The following is a 20,173-nucleotide window of genomic DNA, read 5'->3' as shown; positions in this document are numbered from 1 at the left end:
GCTTTTTGGTTACTTTTCAACAACCACTTTTGCTTCCTTGCTTTCTTTTTTATCTGTATCCGCAGCCGTGACGTACAGCACCGTTCCGGCTTTTTGTTTTTTGATTTTCACCGAAAACGTTCCTTTTGCGTCAGCTTTGGCAGAAGCAATGACTTTCTTTGATTTGTTTTTCACTCTGATCATCGCTTTGCTGTTTGCCTTCCCTTTTACTGCCGTATCCTTCGTTTTCACCGCGTTTACTTTCGGTGTGCCGGAAGGTTTTCCTTTGACGACGACAACTTTATACGATGTTTTCGCATCGCCTTTTGTTGCTTTCACATACAGTACTTGATCCTGTTTTTGAGTCGCGATATTGACCTTGAACGCATTGTCTTTTCCGGCTTTGGCGCTGCCGAGTTTCTTTTTGCCGTTCATCACCTCGATAAGTGTGCCTTCCTTCGCGTTTCCTCTGACAGCTGTTTGAGTGCTTTCCAGCTTGTTGACCTTAAGCTGTAAATCAGCTGCGCTGACAGCCTTCATGACATTCAGCCGCCCGTAGCCTGAATGCCAGTCTACACCAGGTGTCTTCGGAATTTCAATCGGATCGCCATAATCGTCATACAACTCTTCTTCTCCGCCATCGACACTTTCAAAGGAAATGTCATCTGCCGTCTTTTTCAACATATCCTCAACTTCTGTTCTTTTCAGCTTAGGATTTTGAGCAAACAGCAATCCTGCAGCAGCGGCAGCATACGGCGTCGCCATAGACGTTCCGCTCATGTACGTGACATTTCCGTTCGGTACTAAGCTCGGGATATCAGACCCTGGAGCAGAGATGTCCAGACCTTTTCCATAGTTAGAGAAATCAGCGGTCATATCCATGCGGTTCGTTGCGCCGACTGACATCACATATTTAGAAGATGCTGGATAAGATAAGGCATTTTCTCCATCATTCCCGCTGGCTGCGGCAATCAAGACATTTTTGTCAGCTGCGTACTTCAAAGCAAATTCAAGCACGCGGCTGTAGCCTCCGCCTAAACTTAAATTAATCACCTTTGCTCCTTTGTCAGCAGCATATTTGATGCCGAGAGCAATTTGTTCAGTATCTCCGGAACCTGCGGAATCAAGCACTTTTACCGGGATGATTTTTGCTTTGGCATTCAATCCAGTCATTGAATAGCCGTTATCGCTTTGGGCCGCAATAATGCCTGCGACATGCGTCCCATGCCCCTGATCATCCATTGCATTGTTATTCCGTCCGACAAAATTGTGTCCGAGATCTGTTCTTACTTTTCCTTTTAAATCAGCAAGCGTGCTGTCTACGCCTGTGTCTACTACTGCAATGAGTGTATCGTTAAGCTTGCGTTTGGACAGCAATGTGTTGGCAGGCTCATATTTCACATCCGCATTTTTGACACCCCCGTTTTCACCGTTGTTTTTAAGCGGCCATTGATAAGGGTACTGAATGTCGTTTGCCAGGCTTTTGTATTCCTGCACGGGTTCCGCAAACTCTACATTGGACATCTTGGATAGTGTCGCAGCAGCGCTTTTGACCCTTTTGGCGCTTGCCGTATATGCGCCGTTCTGTTTCTCATCTTTCGGAAGTTCAAATGAATACAGATTGTCAAACAGTTTCTTTGCCTTTTTCACATTGGATATGTCTTTTTTCGATTGCGCGCTTGCAGAAAAGCCCTTCATTTCATTATGTACGGATGAGAGGCTTTTATTGTCCTTCACCTTGAAAATAACCTTTGTTGTCTGAACTTCACTTTTTGCTGCAATATGGTTTTCTGTTAAAATGGCTCCGGCTGTTTTGCCTTGCAGCTGCTTCATATTTAGTCGGTCCGCTTGTTTCTTTATCTCCTCTTTAAGGAATGACGGGACTGATTGTAAAGCTTTATCATATAGCCGGTTGATTGCTTTTTGATCCTTTTCAGTGACCTTATGCGAAGATGATGCTCCGTTTTCTGACACATCGTCAAATAACGGCTTTAATGTCACAAGATCCTGATAGATTTCATTTCTTGCTGTTTTATTGAGTGCGAGCTTTGCAACGATAAACGGTGCTGCTTTGTAATAAAGGCTTGTCAGTTCTTTGCCTTCTGCTGTTTGGCTCAGCTGCTCATCACGAATCGCTCTCAGCTTATCCAGGATGCCTTTTCCTGATTTCTTCTGATCGACACTCATTTCAACCGGACAAGCTTCTTCCTCTTCTAAATCTGACGGCTGTTTTTTGGTGCCTTTATACCCAATCGTATACTTGGCTTCTGCAGCTGCTTCTGCCGTTCCGCCGTCCTCTGGCTCTTCTTCTCCGAGGTATTCAACTTTTACATAGTAAGGGCCGCTCCACGCGTATGGAAAAATGACTTCGCTTTTTCCATCCTCCGCTGTGAAAGAACGGTACATCTCAAACGTCTCATCTTTAAGCGCTTTTTCCTTACTTGGATATACAGATACATTCAGTACTGAATCACTCTTTACGGTCAGTGCCATATGTGAGTTTTTCTGAATATCCGTTGCTCCCGGGGTCACTTTGTACCATTTCACCTGTTCCGGCTCCTTCATGGCGCCTGTCTGCTCTTTGCCGTTTTCCAGAGCAGCCGCCTGATCGATCGCGCCGGCCGCTGCAGCTTTGGTTCCCGGAGAAAAAAGGCTGAAAATCAGTGCAAAAATAAGCACTGCCGCCACAACCGAGCTGAATTTTCTGCGTTTCATGTTATCCCTCCTGCAAAATAATGAATCTCCTTGAAGGTATCATAATTTCATAGGACGAGATACCGCTTACAGGGAATTTTAAGGTTATTTTAAATGATTTGGAATATGAGGGGATAAATATAAAAAAACCCAACTCTATCAAAGAGCCGGGTTCATAGGTTTTTCTATTAAAACAATTGAAAACCAATTGGCAAATGCAGACCGAGCAGCACTGTCAGCAAAAGGACAATGACGAAGCCGACCCACAGGCCTCCTGTTGATTTTTCTTTTTTCTTGCGGATGAGCAGCATTTCCATCAGGCCGATGGTGATAATGCCCAGAATCATTTTGCCGGCGTATTCTCCGTTCCAGTTGGCGAAACGGACAAACAGCTCAGCTCCTGTCAAAATAATAAGGATATAGAATAACCGCAGAATCATATGAGTGATTTTTGCGCCCTTTGCACTTCCTGACGAATACAGCGAGTAGCTGACGAAAAGCAGAATCAGCGCTACCACCCATGTCGTAATATGTAGGTGTGTCATATATGTTCCCCCTATCAGATAAATTACCCCACTTATAGTACCATGAACTTGTCCTCTGCCACAAAGATGATTATCAGAAAAAACGGGCGGGTCCGGGTCCGCCCTCCAGTTTTATTCAGCCAATTTGGTTTGACAGCGTTCCGATCGGATCAATTGTAATATCAATTTTGTCACCTGACCGCAAGAATTTTGGAGGAGTAAACCCCTTGCCGACACCAGATGGCGTACCGGTGGCAATAATGTCGCCCGCTTCAAGCGTCATCCCCTTTGAGAGGGTTTCAATTAATTCCGGAATGGAAAAGATCATATCGCTTGCCGAACCGGATTGACGCAGCTCGCCGTTGACTCTTGTTTCAACCTTGAGGCGCTCTGGCTCCTGAATAGATGATTTATGTACAAGCACGGGCCCCATCGGACATGTCGTATCCAAGCTTTTTCCGATAAAAAACTGCTTATGCCTTTTTTGCAGATCACGCGCCGTGATATCATTCACAATCGTATATCCGAAAACATGGTCATATGCATCTTCTTTTGAAATGCGGGTCCCGCTTTTTCCGATCACGACAGCAAGTTCTCCCTCATAATCAAGCTGGGAGGTAACCTCTTCATGGCTCTTTACGATATCACCATGCCCCGTAACCGTTACCGGCGATTTTGTAAATACCATCGGATGCTCCGGAATATCAGCCTCGCTCCCCATTTCAATCGCGTGATCCCGGTAGTTTTTGCCGATGCAGATGATATTTTTTGATGGCTTCGGAATGGGTGCATGGAGCTTCACCTCAGATAATGAATACATAAATGATCCCAGCTCATCATTCGGTTTCTTTGCCCACTCGGCCAGCTGCCTTGCATGCGCAACGAATTTATCCCCTTCTGCGATACATTCAATCAGCGATCCCGGAATCGTCTCAAGTTCAAACAGTTTTTTTTCAGCCTTTTGCAAATCCATAATTTTCTCATCGTCAATGATCAGGCCGACAAACATTCGGTTGTAAAGTTCCCCTGTCGCAAATTTCATGTTATTCCTCCATCATCTTTTAAATCAGAATGCTCCTTCATGTATTCTCTGTCGAATGCTGAAATCCCTTTTTCTCCTTTCCGTTTTCATTTCGTTTCAGGACGGGCTTGCTCTACATATCATACAAATGTCGTTTTGAGAAGGAGGAAAGAATATGGAGCGCGTGCATTTATTTTTTCATCGGGAGCAGCTGAAAAGGAAAGGTACAGCCAAGGGGCTTTTCGTAACAGATCGATCTGTTTCTCCCATTCTTCTCACACAGCGTGACAGAGCGGAAAAGGCATCCTATGAAATCAGCTGGGAAAAGTCTCTGCTTGGTGAAAGGACACTTTTTTTGAATGCAGAACAGGATGATCCGTCCCTGATGCGGCGCAGACTCGCCTATTGTTTTTTTGACCAGATCGGCGTACCTGCTCCCGTTGCCTCGTACAGCTTTCTGACCATCAATGGCCAGCCTGAAGGCATTTATTTGAACATCAAGAACCATCAGCCAGCCGGTAAAAGGAGTTACGGAGTGAAGACGGCCGATCCAAGGGTTCCATTGTCCCTTTTTAACAATGATTTCTCGGCATTCTTACATGAATTTTTCATACTGATCCGCACAGCCGGAGATGACGAATTGGCTGAAAGGATTAAATTGTATCTGGATGTCAAGCTGTTTTTTTTGTGGCTGATCGGCAACGCCTGCACCAATCAAGGCTTTTACTACACATTTTGTTTAAACGAATCCGGTCGGCTTTACGTTTCCCCGATGGAGACAAGATCGCTTGCCGTACAAGAATGGTATGAAGAAGACCCGCTTCTGACAAAAGGAAAGACGCTTTCGTCAAGGCTTCTATCCATTCCCGCCTTCAGGTCGCAATATCACACCTTAATGAAAAACGTGCTGAAGCGGTCGTTTACTATTGAACGATTATCTCCTCTCATCAACGAATGGCACCTTGACATTTGTCAAAGTGCTGCTGATGATCCTTTTATCAAAAAAAGCCCCTTTCAGATCGAAAAGGAGCAGACAAACATACTTAGAGAAATTGAGGAACGGCAGGACTTTTTGCAAGCACACTTAGCAAGACTTTAGTCCTTTCTCCATTAAAAAGGCCGCAGCAAAAATTGTCGCTTTTTTAGTCAAATTGACGAAAGGCAACCTTTTGAGCCAAAATAGGTTATACTAACGATATCCTGTATTTATATCAAAATAAAATCTAGAATTGGAGATAGCGTAATGAACAGTAAAATTGAAGAAATGAGGATCACACTAATTGAAACCGCACAAAAATACGGCATGAATTCAAAAGAAACGATTCAATGCAGCCAAGAGCTGGATATCCTGCTGAATACCCGGATTAAAGAAGAAATGATTTTTGGGAGATATCTTGAAAACTCCCGTATGTAAATCATTTTCTATAACAATTAGAATACACCACATGTAACTCCGCTTTTTGCTCAGCACTTCTGGGATATACCTCAGGGCGAGAATGTGCCCGCCCAAAAATCGAATACCGCAGCACGACATACTCCAAAAAGCATTCTACACGCAAAAACACCAAAGAAATAAACAAAAATCACCCTAGGCGGATAGCGGCATCCTTCGCCGCATTTCCGCTCAATTTATACCCAACATCCTCTTTTGCCATGTTTAAACATAACGGCCCGAAAAAATAAAACGCTTTCATCAAGAGCCGATATGTCCCCTTTAAATTTCTCTCACACATATGTGCGTTTGTCATAAGCTATCGTGAATAGCCCAATTGAAATCAGAATTGTCATTTCACTTTACCTGTCTTTTTTTAATTTTTCAACAAAGGATGTGCTCGTATGCCGGCCATTGTCGGAGCGTTTAAAATTAATGCGATTGGTACGAGCGGAGTCGTTCACATCGGGGACTGCATTACGATTTCTCCTCAGGCTCAGGTCAGAACGTTTGCCGGTGCTGGCAGCTTTAATACCGGCGACAGCCTCAAGGTGATGAATTATCAAAACGCGACGAATGTGTATGACAATGATGCGGTTGATCAGCCGATCGTGGCCAATGCGTAAAAGGAGTGAGGCTCATGAACTTCTATATTAATCAAACCATTCAAATCAACTATCTCCGGCTGGAATCAATCAGCAACTCCTCCATTCTGCAAATCGGGAGCGCCGGATCAATCAAGTCACTGTCAAATTTGTATAATACAGGAAGCTATGTAGAACCGGCACCTGAAGTTTCTGGCTCAGGGCAACCGCTCCAGCTGCAGGAGCCCGACACAGGTTCATTGGTCCCGCTCCAGCCTCCTGGCCGTTAATCATATGAAAGAGGTGAAGAACATGTATGATCAATCTGTTTCCTCTTACCTGCAAAACTTGAATTCCTTCGTTCAGCAGCAGGCGATTCACATTCAGCAGCTCGAACGTCAGCTGAAAGAGATTCAAACTGAAATGAATACGATGAAACAGCGGCCGGCCACTACCATTGAGCGTGTGGAGTATAAATTTGATCAGCTGAAAATCGAAAGGCTCGACGGAACTTTGAATATCGGCTTAAATCCGACTGACCCGAACAGCGTCCAAAACTTTGACGTCAGCCAGTCGACACCGCAAATCGGGATGATGCAGCAGGAAGAGAGCGCTCAGCTCATGCAGCAGATCCGCCAGAATGTCGACATGTACTTAACCGAGGAAATCCCAGATATTTTGGAACAGCTTGAAAATCAATATGACAGCAGACTTGACGATACAAACAGACATCATGTTATTGAAGACATCAGAAAACAAATGGACAGCAGGATTCACTATTATATGTCCCATATCAAAAAAGAAGAACATACACCGCCTGCACAATATGCAGAACATATCGCTGAGCATGTGAAGCGTGATGTCATCCGCGCTGTAGAACACTTTCTGGAGCATATTCCATCAGAAATGAAAGGAGATGAGCAAGCATGATCTTTACAGTCATCAACCGCAGCTTGGAAGTCGGGGACATCCGGATGAACGGTGTGTCCAGTTCCTCCGTTTTCCACATCGGAGACACTGAATCCATCTACCTGTCTTCTATTTTTGATACACCGCCTGAATCTCTTATTATTGGGCCGTTTGCTCCGCTTGCGCCAGAATAATGCTTAAACGCATATCGCGCATCAGACTAGTTAAGTTTAATTCCCTCGGGATCGCAAGTGTGTTTCAAGTTGGCGACACAAATGAAATCGATATGAGTGTAAAAGTATTTGCTGTGCAGCGTTCTCTGTCCACGTTTTACCATAATGAAGGCTCATTTAACAAAAAGGAGTATCAGATCTTTCAGCAGCAGGCCGTGAAGCCGCTCCCCGAAACAGGTGTACAAAGCGCTTTTTGCCACGAGGTGCCGGCTATTTATGTTCGCAGCATCAAAATTCAAGGGGTCTCAGCCTCTTCTGTTTTACATGCCGGATCAGCTTCGCTTATTCGCGGTGATGCGAGACTCAAACATATCAGACAGATTCAGTCTCCGCGCTCACAATCGCCCGCCAAGAACATATAATAAACAGAGACTTCGATAAAGGGTGTCGTTTATGCCAGCAATTGTCGGGCCTATAGCTATCAATTCCATATCGGGCGGAGTCGTAAACTTTGGTGATTCCTTTTACCTTTCTCCGAAAAGCTCTTCAAAATCTGCGCTCGGTTCGGGAGCAGGAAACACGGGAGATTTCCTTCTATTAAATAACGCAGTCAACGCGACAAATTATATAGACCCCGATGTCAACGATCAGGATATGGTTGGAAACGGATAAAAGCAGCCGCTCTGCAAAGAGAGGGCTGCTTTTTAGTCATTTTTTCTTTTTTCGTTCATTTGATTTCTTTGTTTTGATCAGCTTCTCAGGCGGCTGTTTTCTGATCCATTTGACAAACCGGGCAAGCTCTGGATCGCTTCTGAGTTCAGCCATTCCGTTTAAACGTACGGCGAGCTCTTGATTGGTATATAAGGCATGAATCTGTTTATGGCAAGGAATACAGAGCATCGCTGTCGGCAAAAACGTTCCGCCTTCCTCTTTCGGTGTGAGATGATGCTCTGTCAGCTGGACATTGCTCCGGCCGCACAGCTCACATATTCCGGCAGTCTGCTTTGCCATATCCGCTCCTCCCTTACATCAACTCAAGTGATACCCGCGTACCGCGGCCGCTCGGTTCAGCCGGATGGACGATCAGCTTTTTCGGAAGCCGTGCACGCAGTTCCTGCACATGGCTGATGACACCGACAGCCAGATTGTCTGACTGAAGTTTTTCCAAGGCCGTTACAACCGTATCAAGCAGATCTTGATCCAGTGTGCCGAAGCCTTCATCTAAGAAAAAGAACTGAAGCGGGTATTCCCCGCGAAGCTGAATCTGCGCAGACAGCGCAAGAGCAAGTGAAAGCGAGGTGAGGAAGGTCTCTCCTCCAGACAAACTGGAAACCGGGCGTCTTACGCCTCCATTCGCATCATCCCGCATCACGAAGCCGCCTTCTGAATCTACTTCGATGGCATAGCGCTGTCTTGTCAGCATACTGAGTCTTGCTGAAGCGTCCCTCGCAACGCTTTCAAGCTGCTCCTCAGCTAAAAATTCGACGAAGGTATTGCCTTTAAACACAGCTTGCAGCTTGTCCAGCCTGTCGATATGCGTCTGCCATTTTTTCAGTTCAGCTTCAATTTCATTAAACCGTTTATGATGGTCGCGAATGACAGCCAGTGCTTTTGCTGCCGCGCCTTTTTCCTCAATAGCAGCGCCAAATGCGTCCTCAGCTTCTTGTAATGCTGCAACGGTTTCGTTCCATTCGCTCTCTGATAATGCTCTGCCGGCAAGTATCTCTGCTACTCGTTTTAAGTTTGCAGCATTTTGCTTCAGTTTATCCATAAACTGGTCTATGCCGGTTTTCATCTTTTCAAGTTCATCGGCTGGGATGAGACTTTGTTCAACCTCCTCAGTCCGGGTAATGGAGGTGTTTTTTGTATGCTCAAGCCAAGCAGCTTTTGCTTTTTCGAATCTGCCCTTCGCCTCTTGAAGAGTGAGCTCGCTTGCAGAAGCCCGGCTTTTCGCTTGGTTGAGCTTCATTTGGGCACTTTGCAGTTCTTCATATAAAGATTGTTCTTTTTCCTTTAACAGCTTTAGATCCTGCTGGACAGAGCGGAATTTGATTTGAATCGAATCTCCTTTTGCATAATCTCCGAGTTCGTGCTCATAATCAGCTATCACGCTCTTGATGCGTTCAGCCGCATAATGAAGCTCCAGCTTTTCCCGCTCAAGCCGGTGTCCCGATTCCCGCAGTTTTTCCTTTTGTGCTTCATGCTCAGCAAGAAACGCGATACTCTTCTCAATTCGTTTTTCACATTCTTCTGCAGCCCGGTCCTTTTCTTCAATGGCTTGCTGCCATTTTTCTGCTTCGTCCACAGATTGATTCTGAAATGCTTCTTTAAACATGTTCAGACTGCTGTCCATTGAGGATTGAAGCTCGCTGATGATGCTTTCAATACGGTCAGCTTCTCTTTTTTCAAAACCGATTTTTTCATTAAGCTGCTCGGCCTTTTTTAAAGATTCCTGATAGGCGCCGATCATTTGTGCCATTCGTGTCTTAACAGAAAGAATGTCCTGCTTGATTCGTTTCCATTCGAATTTGGCAGTTTCAAATGCTTCATACACCGGCTGATGTTCGAAGGAAGCTGCCGCTTCAAGGTTCTGTGCTTGAATTGTCTGCAAAAACGGACACTGTTCAATAAAGCGCGCGGACTGTTCTTCAAGCGTAATTTTGGCTGAAAGAATCTCCTGGCTGAGAGCTGCAGCTTCCGTCAATAACACATCTGTCCGTTTGATGTCCTCTTCAAGATGGCTGTCGGCTTCATACGTTTCATGTACTGAGGCAGATGGATCATGATCGGTTGAACCGCATACCGGGCAAGGCTTTCCGGCAGTCAGCTTTTGGGCTAACTCTTTTGTCAGCAGTGCCACCCTTGCTTTTTCACGCTGTAAGTGAAGCGTGTGTTGACTCTTTCTAGCCTCTTCCGTCATACGTGTTAATGAGCGTTCCGTTTCGCACACCAAATGGTACACAGTTTGTACAGCCTCATATGCCTGAATGATGTTGTTTTCTTCCGCTTCCGTCTTTCGAACGAGTGTATTCTTCTCTTCATTCATCTTCTGAAGCACGAGGTTCAATTCGTCACTTCGTTTTTTCTCTTTTTTGATTTGCTCCTCGGTTTGTCTGATGCGCAATGCCATTTCTGCGGCCTGCTGGCAGCTTTTTCGCTCATCGGATGTCACCTGCAGGGATTTGAGCTGCTGCTTCAATTCTGTCTGTCTGTTTTGCCCTCGTGTCAGGCGGTCTGTTACGGTCTCTAATTCATTCATGACAGATTGAAGAGCCTCTTCTTTCTGCCGGAGGTCAGCCTTTTTGCGCTCTTCCTCTTGCTTGGCCTCACTCAGTTTGATTTCGATTTCCTGCAAGCGTGAAAGCTGTTCCTGTTTGGCTAAAAGCTCAGGCTCTTTCTCGCTTTTATGCTGGCGCCACGCTTCATACTCTTCATGTTTTTGCTGAAAGAAAGCTGTCCGGTCTGCTAAATCCTTTTGGGCTAGCGTTTGTTCCTTTTCAGCTTGCTCCTCATGCTGGATCGCTTCTGCGTACCGGTCCGCATAGGGCTTAAGGGCTGCTGCTGTTTCTGCTTCCAGCAGGCGTTTTTGCATGCTGTCTATATGCGGCTGTTCTTCTGCGAGACGTTTTTTCTCTGCTTCATAAGCGGATTTTTCCTTTTGGACATTCCATATCTCCTGATGCTCTGTAAACCGCTCCTTCGCCTGATCACGGTTCTTCCTCATCGCTTCCAGCCGGGCTTCAGCTTGTTCGAGAGCCTTTTCAGCCTGCTCCACTGCCTCTGAGCTCGCCTCACCGAGACCGGACTGTTCAGCAAGCATTTCATTTTTTCTCGCATTGGCTTCCTGCGCCTGCCGTCTCAGCTTTTTCACAAGCCTGTCTCCATATTGCTCCAAATTAAATAAACGCTGAAGCATATGCCTGCGCTCTGCCCCTTTTAAAGACAGAAATTCAGCAAATTTCCCTTGGGGCAGCACCACCGCTCTCGTAAAATCGTCGATCGTCAGCCCTAAGAGCTCCTCAACTCTTTTATTCACTTCGCTGGCTTTATCAGCCAGCACCGTATGCTCGTCCTTGATTTCGATGAAGCGGCAAAGTGCCGTTTTTACCTTCATTTCATCCGTTCTCTTAAACACACGCTCGACTTTGTATGAGATTTGGTGATTCGTCTGAAGCGCAAAGGTAAAGGAAACAGACAGCGTATCTTCCGCCTGGTTTAAGATACCGTGCGTATTATTCGCCGCCCGTTCCACCTTTCCGTATAAAGCAAGCGTCATTGCGTCGAGAATAGAGGATTTACCGCTTCCTGTCGGGCCGAAAATGCCGAAAACACCGGCACCGGAAAGGCCTTCAAAATCTATCGTCTGCTCCTCTCTAAAGCTGTGGAGCCCCTTAATGCTTAAGGCGATCGGCTTCATTTCGCATCCTCCTCTTCAACGCCTGATGCAAGCTCTAAAAACAGCTTCACCATTTCTTCATCCGGCACCGCACCGCCAGTTTGTTTTTCATAAAATTTCTTAAAGCGGTCCTCGATTGAGACATGTTTAACCTCGATCCGTTCCCGGTCTTTGTTCTGTTCTTCAAAAACCGGCCTGATATGGATAAAGCCCGGGTGCGCCTTCCGCAGCCTGTGAATCTCTTCAAGTGACAGCTGGTCCGCGACACGGATTTCCAGGTCAATCCAAGCATTCTGATCTCTGCCTTCATCCAGCCAGCTGTACACCTCACTTAATCCATTTGCCGCTTTCCACTTCACAAGTGGCTTGCCGCTTGATAATAACACCTCTTGCCAAGTGGCATCTTCCTCAGGCTTTGCGTCCACAATTGTCACTGATTTAGCGTAGCCCGCTTCAGAAAAGCTGTAGGCGAGCGGAGATCCTGAATAACGCGCAAGCGTCCGCGCCCGCTTGATCGTTTGCGGTCGATGCAAATGGCCGAGCGCAACGTAAGCGGCATCTGCCGGCAGGCTTTCAGCAGCCACCGTGTATGCACCGCCGACTTCAATCGGCCGCTCTGAATCGGTTTGGTTTCCGCCTGCCACATAAATATGGCTGGCGGCAATCTTCACTGCATCGTTCCGGAACCGGCTTGTCATATGCTCAAACGCCTGCCTGATTTTCACATCATAGTGATCACGGAGCAGCTTTTCATCAAACGTATCGGATAGCACTTCATTTAACCGCGCTTCAGATGGGTACGCCAGCGCTCCAACCGCCAAAAGCTCTCCTGCTGAAGGCACTTCAATATGAATCGGCTCTGTTGTCGGATAACCGATTAAATGAATGCCGTTTTCATGTGTCAGCGGTGAAGCGGCGGACAAACGGTCAGGATTATCGTGGTTTCCGGCAATGACTACGATCGGGCGCTTTCCTCTGTCGCTAAGCGCAGACAGGCTTTCATAAAACAGCTGCTCGGCTAAAGCTGGCGGGTTTACGGTGTCAAATGCATCCCCCGCCATTACAATGGCATCGATCTGCTCATCCTTTACAATCGTATTCATTTCATCCAGCACATCGGCCTGTTCACTCAGCCTGCTTCTTCCTTCAAGCGTTTTTCCAAGATGCCAGTCAGCCGTATGTAAAATCCGCAAATGCTTTCACCTCTCTTTTATATAGAAAACGAGATCCGCTCCGCCTGAAATTCCGGAGCTTATGGATCTCGCTATAATGTCAGAATGTGCCCTCCGTCAAAGAAATAAAGCGCACATCCCTTTACCTTTGTTTTTGCAATTTGCTCCACTGCCTTCGTGTACAGCTGAATTTGCGTTTCATATCGTTTCTTCAAGATCGGGGCCGCTCCTTCAAATCCATGCTGGAATTTGCCCTCAATCCGGTCCGACTTATAATCCAATAGATATAATCCGTCCTCAGTTTCATAGAGACAGTCAATGATACCCTGCACTAAAAGCGGCTCATCTGCCTCCTGTGCATCAGGATAGATCTCCTTGGCCGGAAGCGCTAAGCTGAATGGTATTTCCCTGTCCTTCCACTTTGCGCCGATCAGCTGTCCGCCGATTTCTGTATGGAAAAATTGCACGATTTCTTCTATATCAATAGCGTCTTTTTGTTCTTCAGTGAGAAGCTCTTTTTCATAAAGCCTGTGAACCGTCTGCTCAGCTTCTTCTATCGACGGCACATGTGACAGCGGGATATGCTGCATAACCGTATGCATGGCAGTCCCTTTCTCTGCCGCTGTCAGGCCTTTTTTCATCATAAAAGCGGGACGTCTGTACAGAATGCTTCCATCAGCCGGTTTTACAGGGGCCCTGCCGCTGTATTCATCCTCGTACTCTCTTTTTCTCTTGATCTCAGAAACTGATTGCTTTGTCCGAATTTGCGTCACTTCTTGATGCGGGTAGGTCCAGCTCAGCTGCTCGCGGGCTTTTTCATCAAACGCAAACGAGCCGGGAACTGGTTCACCTCGGCGGATCGCTTCTAGGCGCTCGCTTTTTTCTTCCATTCTTTCTTCCAGATCATCATCAAGCAAATCATAGGAATGGATCATTTGAACGGCAAAACGAGCCGGGTGATCTGAGATGTCAGCGTGTGCTGGCACGCCAGCCAAATCCTCCAAGTCTCTGTGCCTGGCAAGAGCCGGCCCGATGAAATCTAGATACGTTTTCGCCTGATAGCGGTCAAATTCTGGCAGAAGCCAATCAGTTTGGGACGCGGATGCCTGCCATTTTGCAAGCTGTTTCTGATGATCCTTACATGAGCCAATCAGAAACAGCTTTTCCTTCGCTCTCGTTAATGCAACATAGAGAACACGCAATTCCTCTGACAGCAGCTCCCTGCGCATTTTTTTCTTCATCGCAATGAGCGGAAGTGTCGGATAGCTGATGCGTAATTGCGGATGAATATACTTCGTGCCAAATCCGAGCTCCTTATCCAGCAGGTACGATTTGTTCAAATCCATCATGTTGAAATTCCGTCCGAGACCCGCTGCAAACACGACTGGAAATTCGAGCCCTTTGCTGCTGTGGATCGTCATTAAGCGGACAACATCCTCCTGCTCGCTGAGCGCTCTCGCCGTACCAAGATCATCGCCCCGCTCCTGCATGCGTTCGATAAACCGCAGGAAACGGAACAAGCCGCGAAATGCCGTTGATTCATATTGACGCGCCCTGTCATAAAGAACACGCAAATTGGCCTGGCGCTGTTTTCCGCCCGGCATGCCGCCGACATAATCCATATATTTGGTGTCGCGGTACACTTCCCAAATCAGCTCAGATACTGAGTGGTTTTTCGAAAACGCGCGCCACTTTTGCAGATGTCCGTAAAACGTATTTAGCTTTTGATAAAGCTCATCGTTCCGGTCACCAGCAGCCAGGTAGTCTTTCATCGCCTCATAGTACGGCGCTTTTTTATTTTCAAGCCGGATCAAAGACAGCTCGTTTTCATCTGCTCCGACAATCGGTGAGCGCAGAACAGAGGCAAGCGGTATATCCTGATACGGATTATCAATCACCTTCAGCACAGAAAGCGCGACGGCGACTTCGACCGCTTCAAAATAGCCTGACGTTAAATTGGCGTAAACCGGTATGCCCTGTGCTCTCAGCTCCTCCATGATTTGCGGAGCCCACGGCATCGAACGGAGCAAAATCACGATATCTCGGTATTGAATATTGCGATGTGTTTTCTTTTTTCCGTCATACACCTTAAATGGCGATGAAATCAGCTTGCGAATTTCCTTAGCGATGGCTTTTGCCTCAAACTGCACCGTTTCAAGCTCTTCTGCTTCCTCGCTTGCATCCGTATCTTCTGCGTTGTCGATCAGCAGCAGCTCTGTTTCCGTCTCGTCATTGTCCGGATACGCTGCACCAAGCTTCAGCTCAGCCTGCTCGTCATAATCGACCTCACCGATTTTGCCGCCCATCAGCTGTTTAAATAAAAAGTTTGTGCTGTCTAAAATATCAGCCCGGCTTCGGAAATTTTTATTTAAATCGATTTTCCGCCCCGTGCCTTCTCCGCTCTCTGTAAACCGTTTGTATTTAGAGAGGAAAAGAAGCGGCTCCGCAAGCCTGAATCGATAAATCGACTGTTTGACATCTCCTACCATAAACAGGTTGCCAGTCTCCTCCGGCCTGCTTGTGACGAGCTGCAGAATCGATTCCTGCACGAGGTTGGTATCCTGATATTCGTCAACGAGCACCTCATGAAACTGTTCCTGATAAAACCTTGCAGCCTCGCTCGGCTCACATTCACCTTTGTCATTCTCAGCTGTCAAAATCGCTAAACAGTAATGCTCCAAATCAGAAAAATCGATGATTGATTTTTCCTGTTTCGCAGCTTCGAATCGTTTTCCATAGCTGATGACAAGCTGTACGAGCGTTTCAATGACAGGCTTCATCTCGGCTAGGCTTTTCAAGTGCTGTTCAGGACTTCGCGTGAAGTAGTCGGTTTTGAGCTTTTCAAGCAGTTTTTTTGCGCCGTTTCTCAAATCTGTCGCCTCATCAAGGAGCGCTGGATCGAACTCATCCCCTTTTACTGCTTTGGCACGCTTAAAAGAGACGGCGGGCACCCGCTTATATAGTTCACTGAAATCGTCCTGATGCTGAATCAGTTCATCAATCTGCGCAAGATCATCAAGAAAATTGTCAGCACGCGGCGCCGGGCCGCCCGGCGCTTTCGTCAGCTCAAGCGCGCGCAAGAGCTTTTCCTTCGCCCCGTTAAGCACCATTGCAATATCTTCTTTGACATATTGATAAAACGGCAGCTCCTCGATGGCGCTCTTTTCTGATACATCATACAAATGAACAAAGCTTTCCAGCCACGCCCCCGGGTTGGGATGGGATCGGGAATACTCGTACACCTGTTTAACGAGAAATTGCAGATCCAGATCATGCCGGTCTGTCGTATAGCGGTCAACAAGCTCAAAAAACGCCTTTTCGCCCTTTGCATATTCGTCTTCAAACAGCTCGTCAAGCACTTCATCCCCGATCAGCTCGCCTTCCGTCTGATCAGCTATCCGAAAGCCCGGATCAAGATCGATCAAGTAGTAATATTTCTTCAGCACTTGCAGGCAAAAGGAATGGAGCGTCGAAATGCTGGCCCGGTTTAAAAGAGACAGCTGGCGTCTAATATGCAGCGAGCCGGGGCGCTGTACAAGCTCTTTTTCCAAGGCTTCTGCGATTCGGTGCTTCATCTCTGCCGCTGAGGCGTTTGTAAATGTCACAACGAGAAGACGGTCTACATCTATTGGGTTTTCCTCCGCGGTGATTTTCCGAATCATTCGTTCAACGAGCACAGCGGTTTTACCAGAGCCCGCAGCCGCTGCCACAAGAATATCCTGGCCGGTTGAAACAATGGCATTCCATTGGTCATCTGTCCATGTGCTGTCTGCCGGTTTAGGAATGTTCATTGCCATCCGCCTCCTTTTTTATCCACTCAAGTATTGTCTTGTCCTTTTCAGCCTTTAATGGGCGATACTCGTTTTCTTCCAGTGATTCATCAAATTGGCATACTGATTTGAACGCACAGTATGTGCACGGCGTCTTGTTCTTCATTTTGTACGGCTCAATGGATACGCGCCCGTCGGTGATTTGTTCGCCCGCTTCTTGGAAGGTGCGGCGCACATGCTTTGTCAAAAGATCAAATTCCTTTTCACCGACTGCTGCTGAGTCTGATCTGAGAGAGCCGTCTTTTTTCAAGCCGGCGTTTATGATATTTGAACGTCCCTCTTGAAGGGTTGTATCCATGAGGCGAACCACTTCCTGATCACCGAGGAGCAAGCCCTTCATTTTAAATTTCTTAAAGATCTCCTGTTCAATCTCGTCAAGCCCAAGCGGGAGATTAGATTGAATCATCGGGTCATGAATATGGAAATACAGCACTCCGGCAGGCGTCGCCCTCATCCCGAGCCAGTCAGCTGAATGTGTAATCGATAAATCAAGGTACGTCAGCATTTGCAGTGCCAATCCGTAATATACTTCCGCTAAGTCAAGGCCTTTGTCGCTTGATTTATAATCGACAATCCTGAGGAGCAGGCCTTTTGAGCTTTCAGCCTTATCAACACGGTCAATTCGCCCGACGAGTTCCATCGTACAGCCGTTTTTCAGTTGAAAGGTCAGCGGCGGAAGCGGCCCTTTTCCTCCAAAGCCCAGTTCAAGCCCGATCGGTACGAATCCGCTCGCTTTCGCATGCTCGCTTAAAATGCCGGACACACGTGTCACAATTTTTTGCAGTTTTTCCTTCACATAATAATGCCGGTTTGAGCTGAGCAGAATTTCCTTTTGCAGTTTCGGTGCCAGCCGCTCTACCGCATCATAGGAAAACAGCTCGCACTGCTCCTTCGTTAAATCGCGCCAATCCAGCTTTTGCTCACGCAGCCTGTCCGAAATCAGCTTTAAGCTGGAATGAAACAGCTGGCCGATATCCGGTGCTTCAAGCTTGAAGAATTGCCGTTCCTTCAAATGCAGCCCGTGTGACGCAAAATGGGAAAACGGGCATGCGTTAAAGGTTTCCATTCTCGATACACTGCCCTGAATGCGTTCACCATAGAGCTGTCTCGACACGCTGCGTTCAAGCTGCTTCACTTCATTCCGGAAAAACAGGCTTGAGAACAGCTTTTTCGATTGCAGCCTGTCCTGCTCACTCATCAGCACATTGTACGTGCTCCACCAGACGTCGCTGATGTCGTATTCCCGAGTCCATAACCTGAGCTGGCTCGCGGTAAAGGACTGTGCCACGCTTTTATTCACAACATACATCAGCTGTTCCTCATCGCTGACCTGTTCAGGTTCATTTGTTAACAGGCGCTCCTTATGATGCGGAAACAGTTCTTCCAGCCGCTTAACGATCATCGACGGCAAAAGCGTTTTTCCTTCCGCATCAGCAATCGGATACGATACGTAAAGCCGGTCAGACGGACTTGAAAACGCCATGTAGATGAGGAAGTGCTCATCAAGCAAACGCTCTCGTCCGCCTGAGGATAGCTCAACCCCAATCGTTTTCAGCCATTCCCGGTCATCATCCGACAGGACCCCGTTTTCATCAGGGCGTGCCGGCAGAACGCCGTCGTTTGCCCCGAGCACAAAGGTGCAGGAGGTGCCATACATTCTGGACAAATCCATATTGCCGAAAAACACCTGGTCAAGCGCAGGCGGAATAAGAGAAAATGTAAGCGACTCCGCGCCGGCTTCTATCATTTGCTGAAACAAATCAAGAGAAATCTCATCATCTCCCATCATTTCAACAAACTCCTCAAGCAGCTGAATGACTGCGTCCCACGCCTGCTGATGCTGCTGCGCTTCAATGATTCTGCCGTCATCCTCAGCACGCTGCCTTTCCTGATCCAGCTTCAGCGGCACATCCGTCTCTTCTAAATAACGATAGAGCGCCTCCGCCTTCTCTTGAACCGTCTTCGCTTTTTTCATGCGTTTTTGAAGCTGAAAAAGCGGCGGAACAATCCAATCGCGGGTGTCATTCAACATGTTTTCCATTTCGATTTCCTGATCAGTCTGTGCAAAATCATCATCCAATGACACAAAACGCCTGTATTGGAAACGATCGCCCTTTGTCCAGCGGTCGCCTTTAATACCATAGGCGATACAGTAATTTTCGAGCTGATCGACCTGTTCTCTCACTTTGGCCTTCGGTTCATTGAGCGGGAATAGCAGTTCGGTTTTCACGCAGCGAAACACCGCTTCATAACGCCAATTCCCTTTCAGAACATCAAGGCTTGACCGGATAAATTCGATTAACGGGTGTTTCAGCATAGATGCTTTTCCGTCAATGAAATAAGGAATCTCGTAATCTGCGAAAACTTCCTTCACCATATCCTTGTAGTCTTCCGGCTGGCGCGCAAGAATGGCTACATCCTTATAGCGATATCCCTTCTCTCTGACTAGGGCGTGAATTTCCCGGGCAATGCCTTCCAGCTCAGCTCGTCTGTTTGCGGCCTGCATCACAGTAAGGGCTTCTTGTTTTTCTGCGTATGGAATGGCCGGACGCGCTTCATACTGCGCCTCTAGATGCGCCAATTCCGGCGTCTTTGTATGCCGCTCAGTCCCGCTCAGCTCTTTATACGTAATGTCCAAATTCAGTTCCTTCGCCTTCTGATGCAGGCGGTAATAGGTTTTCCCCGTCATTCTGAACAATTCCAGTTCATGCGGCTCCCGCTCATATGACGGCTTGTCCGCTGTGAGCGAAAACGTGATATGCTCCGCATGAACCATAAGCTGCTCCAACACCCTGAATTCCTGCGGGGTAAACTGATAAAAGCCATCCACATAGATATGGGCGCCTTTTATATCTTCCGCAAGCGGGATATGCTCTGCCAGCAATGTCAAATAATCCTCAGAGTGAAGATATTGATCTGCGAGGCTTTTTTCCATTTGCTGATACAGAATTGATAAGTCATGGAGCTTTTCAGATAAAACACGTTCTCCGCGATACTCGGAAGCCGTTCCGCTTTCCGCCATCCGGCGGATATCCTCCGGTTCCAGACAATAGCGCTTAAACTCTGTCAGCATCCGCTCAACCTGTGCGGTAAACCCGCTTTTGTCACTCGCTTTTTGATAGACTTTGAACTCCTGTTTATGCTCCTCAATGAGCTTCCGCAGGAGCATTTGTACGCCGGTGCTCGTCAGAAACGGCCTGCTCATTCCTCCCGTATGCTGGAGGATGCGCCAGGCCAATCGTGAAAAACTGAACACTTGAGCGCGTATCATCCCGCCCATATCTGGCGTTTTAGCAAGCTCGTATTCCATTAAAAACGTCATTTGATCCGGGACTAGAAAAATGATCGGCTTCCCGAATGGAGCCCGGCGCAATTCATCCTGAATGCTGTCGATGATCAGCTTCGTTTTTCCACTCCCGGACCTGCCTACTAAAAACTCTGCTCCCAAATTAGAAGACC

At 47.1% G+C, this 20,173-nt stretch carries 16 protein-coding genes; 8 read left to right on the top strand and 8 right to left on the bottom strand.

The window, feature by feature from the left end:
- Positions 1-9: 9 nt before the first annotated feature.
- From wprA to NSU05_RS05695, 3 genes are all read right to left on the bottom strand, one after another.
- Entirely contained in the window at positions 10-2,694 is a 2,685-nt protein-coding gene (wprA, locus tag NSU05_RS05705; RefSeq protein ID WP_038428763.1) for a cell wall-associated protease WprA, read from the bottom strand.
- 167 nt (positions 2,695-2,861) lie between these two features.
- A complete protein-coding gene (locus NSU05_RS05700) occupies positions 2,862-3,218 on the bottom strand; it encodes a YisL family protein (RefSeq protein ID WP_003244937.1) in 357 nt (118 codons plus the stop codon).
- 115 nt (positions 3,219-3,333) lie between these two features.
- Positions 3,334-4,239, bottom strand: coding sequence for a fumarylacetoacetate hydrolase family protein (locus tag NSU05_RS05695; RefSeq protein ID WP_003245441.1), 906 nt, complete (start codon positions 4,237-4,239; stop codon positions 3,334-3,336).
- A 154-nt stretch (positions 4,240-4,393) separates the two neighbouring features.
- Between NSU05_RS05695 and NSU05_RS05690 the strand changes: the two genes are divergently transcribed.
- The 8 genes from NSU05_RS05690 to NSU05_RS05655 all read left to right on the top strand — a co-directional run bounded on the left by NSU05_RS05690 (position 4,394) and on the right by NSU05_RS05655 (position 7,988).
- Entirely contained in the window at positions 4,394-5,317 is a 924-nt protein-coding gene (locus tag NSU05_RS05690; RefSeq protein WP_029726290.1) for a CotH kinase family protein, read from the top strand.
- Positions 5,318-5,461: 144 nt separating this feature from the next.
- Positions 5,462-5,632 (top strand): aspartyl-phosphate phosphatase YisI, encoded by a 171-nt coding sequence (yisI, locus tag NSU05_RS05685; protein WP_003233086.1) that lies wholly within the window; start codon positions 5,462-5,464, stop codon positions 5,630-5,632.
- 422 nt (positions 5,633-6,054) lie between these two features.
- The gene (locus NSU05_RS05680; protein ID WP_003233088.1) at positions 6,055-6,276 is read left to right on the top strand and encodes a spore germination protein; all 222 of its coding nucleotides are present in this window, start codon (positions 6,055-6,057) and stop codon (positions 6,274-6,276) included.
- A 14-nt stretch (positions 6,277-6,290) separates the two neighbouring features.
- The gene (gerPB, locus tag NSU05_RS05675; RefSeq protein ID WP_003233090.1) at positions 6,291-6,524 is read left to right on the top strand and encodes a spore germination protein GerPB; all 234 of its coding nucleotides are present in this window, start codon (positions 6,291-6,293) and stop codon (positions 6,522-6,524) included.
- Between the two features lie 22 nt (positions 6,525-6,546).
- Complete coding sequence (locus NSU05_RS05670) at positions 6,547-7,164, top strand: spore germination protein GerPC (protein ID WP_015252404.1); 618 nt, start codon at positions 6,547-6,549, stop codon at positions 7,162-7,164.
- Complete coding sequence (gene gerPD / locus NSU05_RS05665; RefSeq protein WP_003233093.1) at positions 7,161-7,337, top strand: spore germination protein GerPD; 177 nt, start codon at positions 7,161-7,163, stop codon at positions 7,335-7,337. The genes NSU05_RS05670 and gerPD overlap by 4 nt, the downstream gene beginning before the upstream one ends.
- Complete coding sequence (locus tag NSU05_RS05660; RefSeq protein WP_010886467.1) at positions 7,337-7,738, top strand: spore germination protein GerPE; 402 nt, start codon at positions 7,337-7,339, stop codon at positions 7,736-7,738. Before gerPD ends, NSU05_RS05660 begins: the two co-directional genes overlap by 1 nt.
- Positions 7,739-7,769: 31 nt before the next feature.
- Positions 7,770-7,988, top strand: a complete 219-nt coding sequence (locus tag NSU05_RS05655) for a spore germination protein (protein WP_003233096.1) — start codon at positions 7,770-7,772, stop codon at positions 7,986-7,988.
- A 36-nt stretch (positions 7,989-8,024) separates the two neighbouring features.
- On the opposite strand, the gene hlpB is transcribed toward NSU05_RS05655, so the two are convergent.
- The 5 genes from hlpB to addB form a co-directional block, all read right to left on the bottom strand.
- Entirely contained in the window at positions 8,025-8,327 is a 303-nt protein-coding gene (hlpB, locus tag NSU05_RS05650) for an HNH nuclease-like protein HlpB (protein WP_015252406.1), read from the bottom strand.
- Positions 8,328-8,340: 13 nt separating this feature from the next.
- Positions 8,341-11,733: an exonuclease subunit SbcC gene (gene sbcC / locus NSU05_RS05645; protein ID WP_038428760.1), complete on the bottom strand. Its 3,393-nt coding sequence runs from the start codon at positions 11,731-11,733 to the stop codon at positions 8,341-8,343.
- A complete protein-coding gene (gene sbcD, locus NSU05_RS05640; RefSeq protein WP_038428758.1) occupies positions 11,730-12,905 on the bottom strand; it encodes an exonuclease subunit SbcD in 1,176 nt (391 codons plus the stop codon). Before sbcD ends, sbcC begins: the two co-directional genes overlap by 4 nt.
- 71 nt (positions 12,906-12,976) lie before the next feature.
- Positions 12,977-16,675, bottom strand: a complete 3,699-nt coding sequence (gene addA / locus NSU05_RS05635) for a helicase-exonuclease AddAB subunit AddA (RefSeq protein WP_038428757.1) — start codon at positions 16,673-16,675, stop codon at positions 12,977-12,979.
- The gene (addB, locus tag NSU05_RS05630) at positions 16,662-20,162 is read right to left on the bottom strand and encodes a helicase-exonuclease AddAB subunit AddB (protein WP_339204549.1); all 3,501 of its coding nucleotides are present in this window, start codon (positions 20,160-20,162) and stop codon (positions 16,662-16,664) included. The genes addA and addB overlap by 14 nt, the downstream gene beginning before the upstream one ends.
- Positions 20,163-20,173 lie beyond the last annotated feature (11 nt).

This window comes from Bacillus sp. EU52, from assembly GCF_037964975.1.
Lineage (GTDB): Bacteria > Bacillota > Bacilli > Bacillales > Bacillaceae > Bacillus > Bacillus subtilis.
Note: the sequence above shows the minus strand (reverse complement) of the source record. Positions and strands in the feature narration are given on the sequence as shown.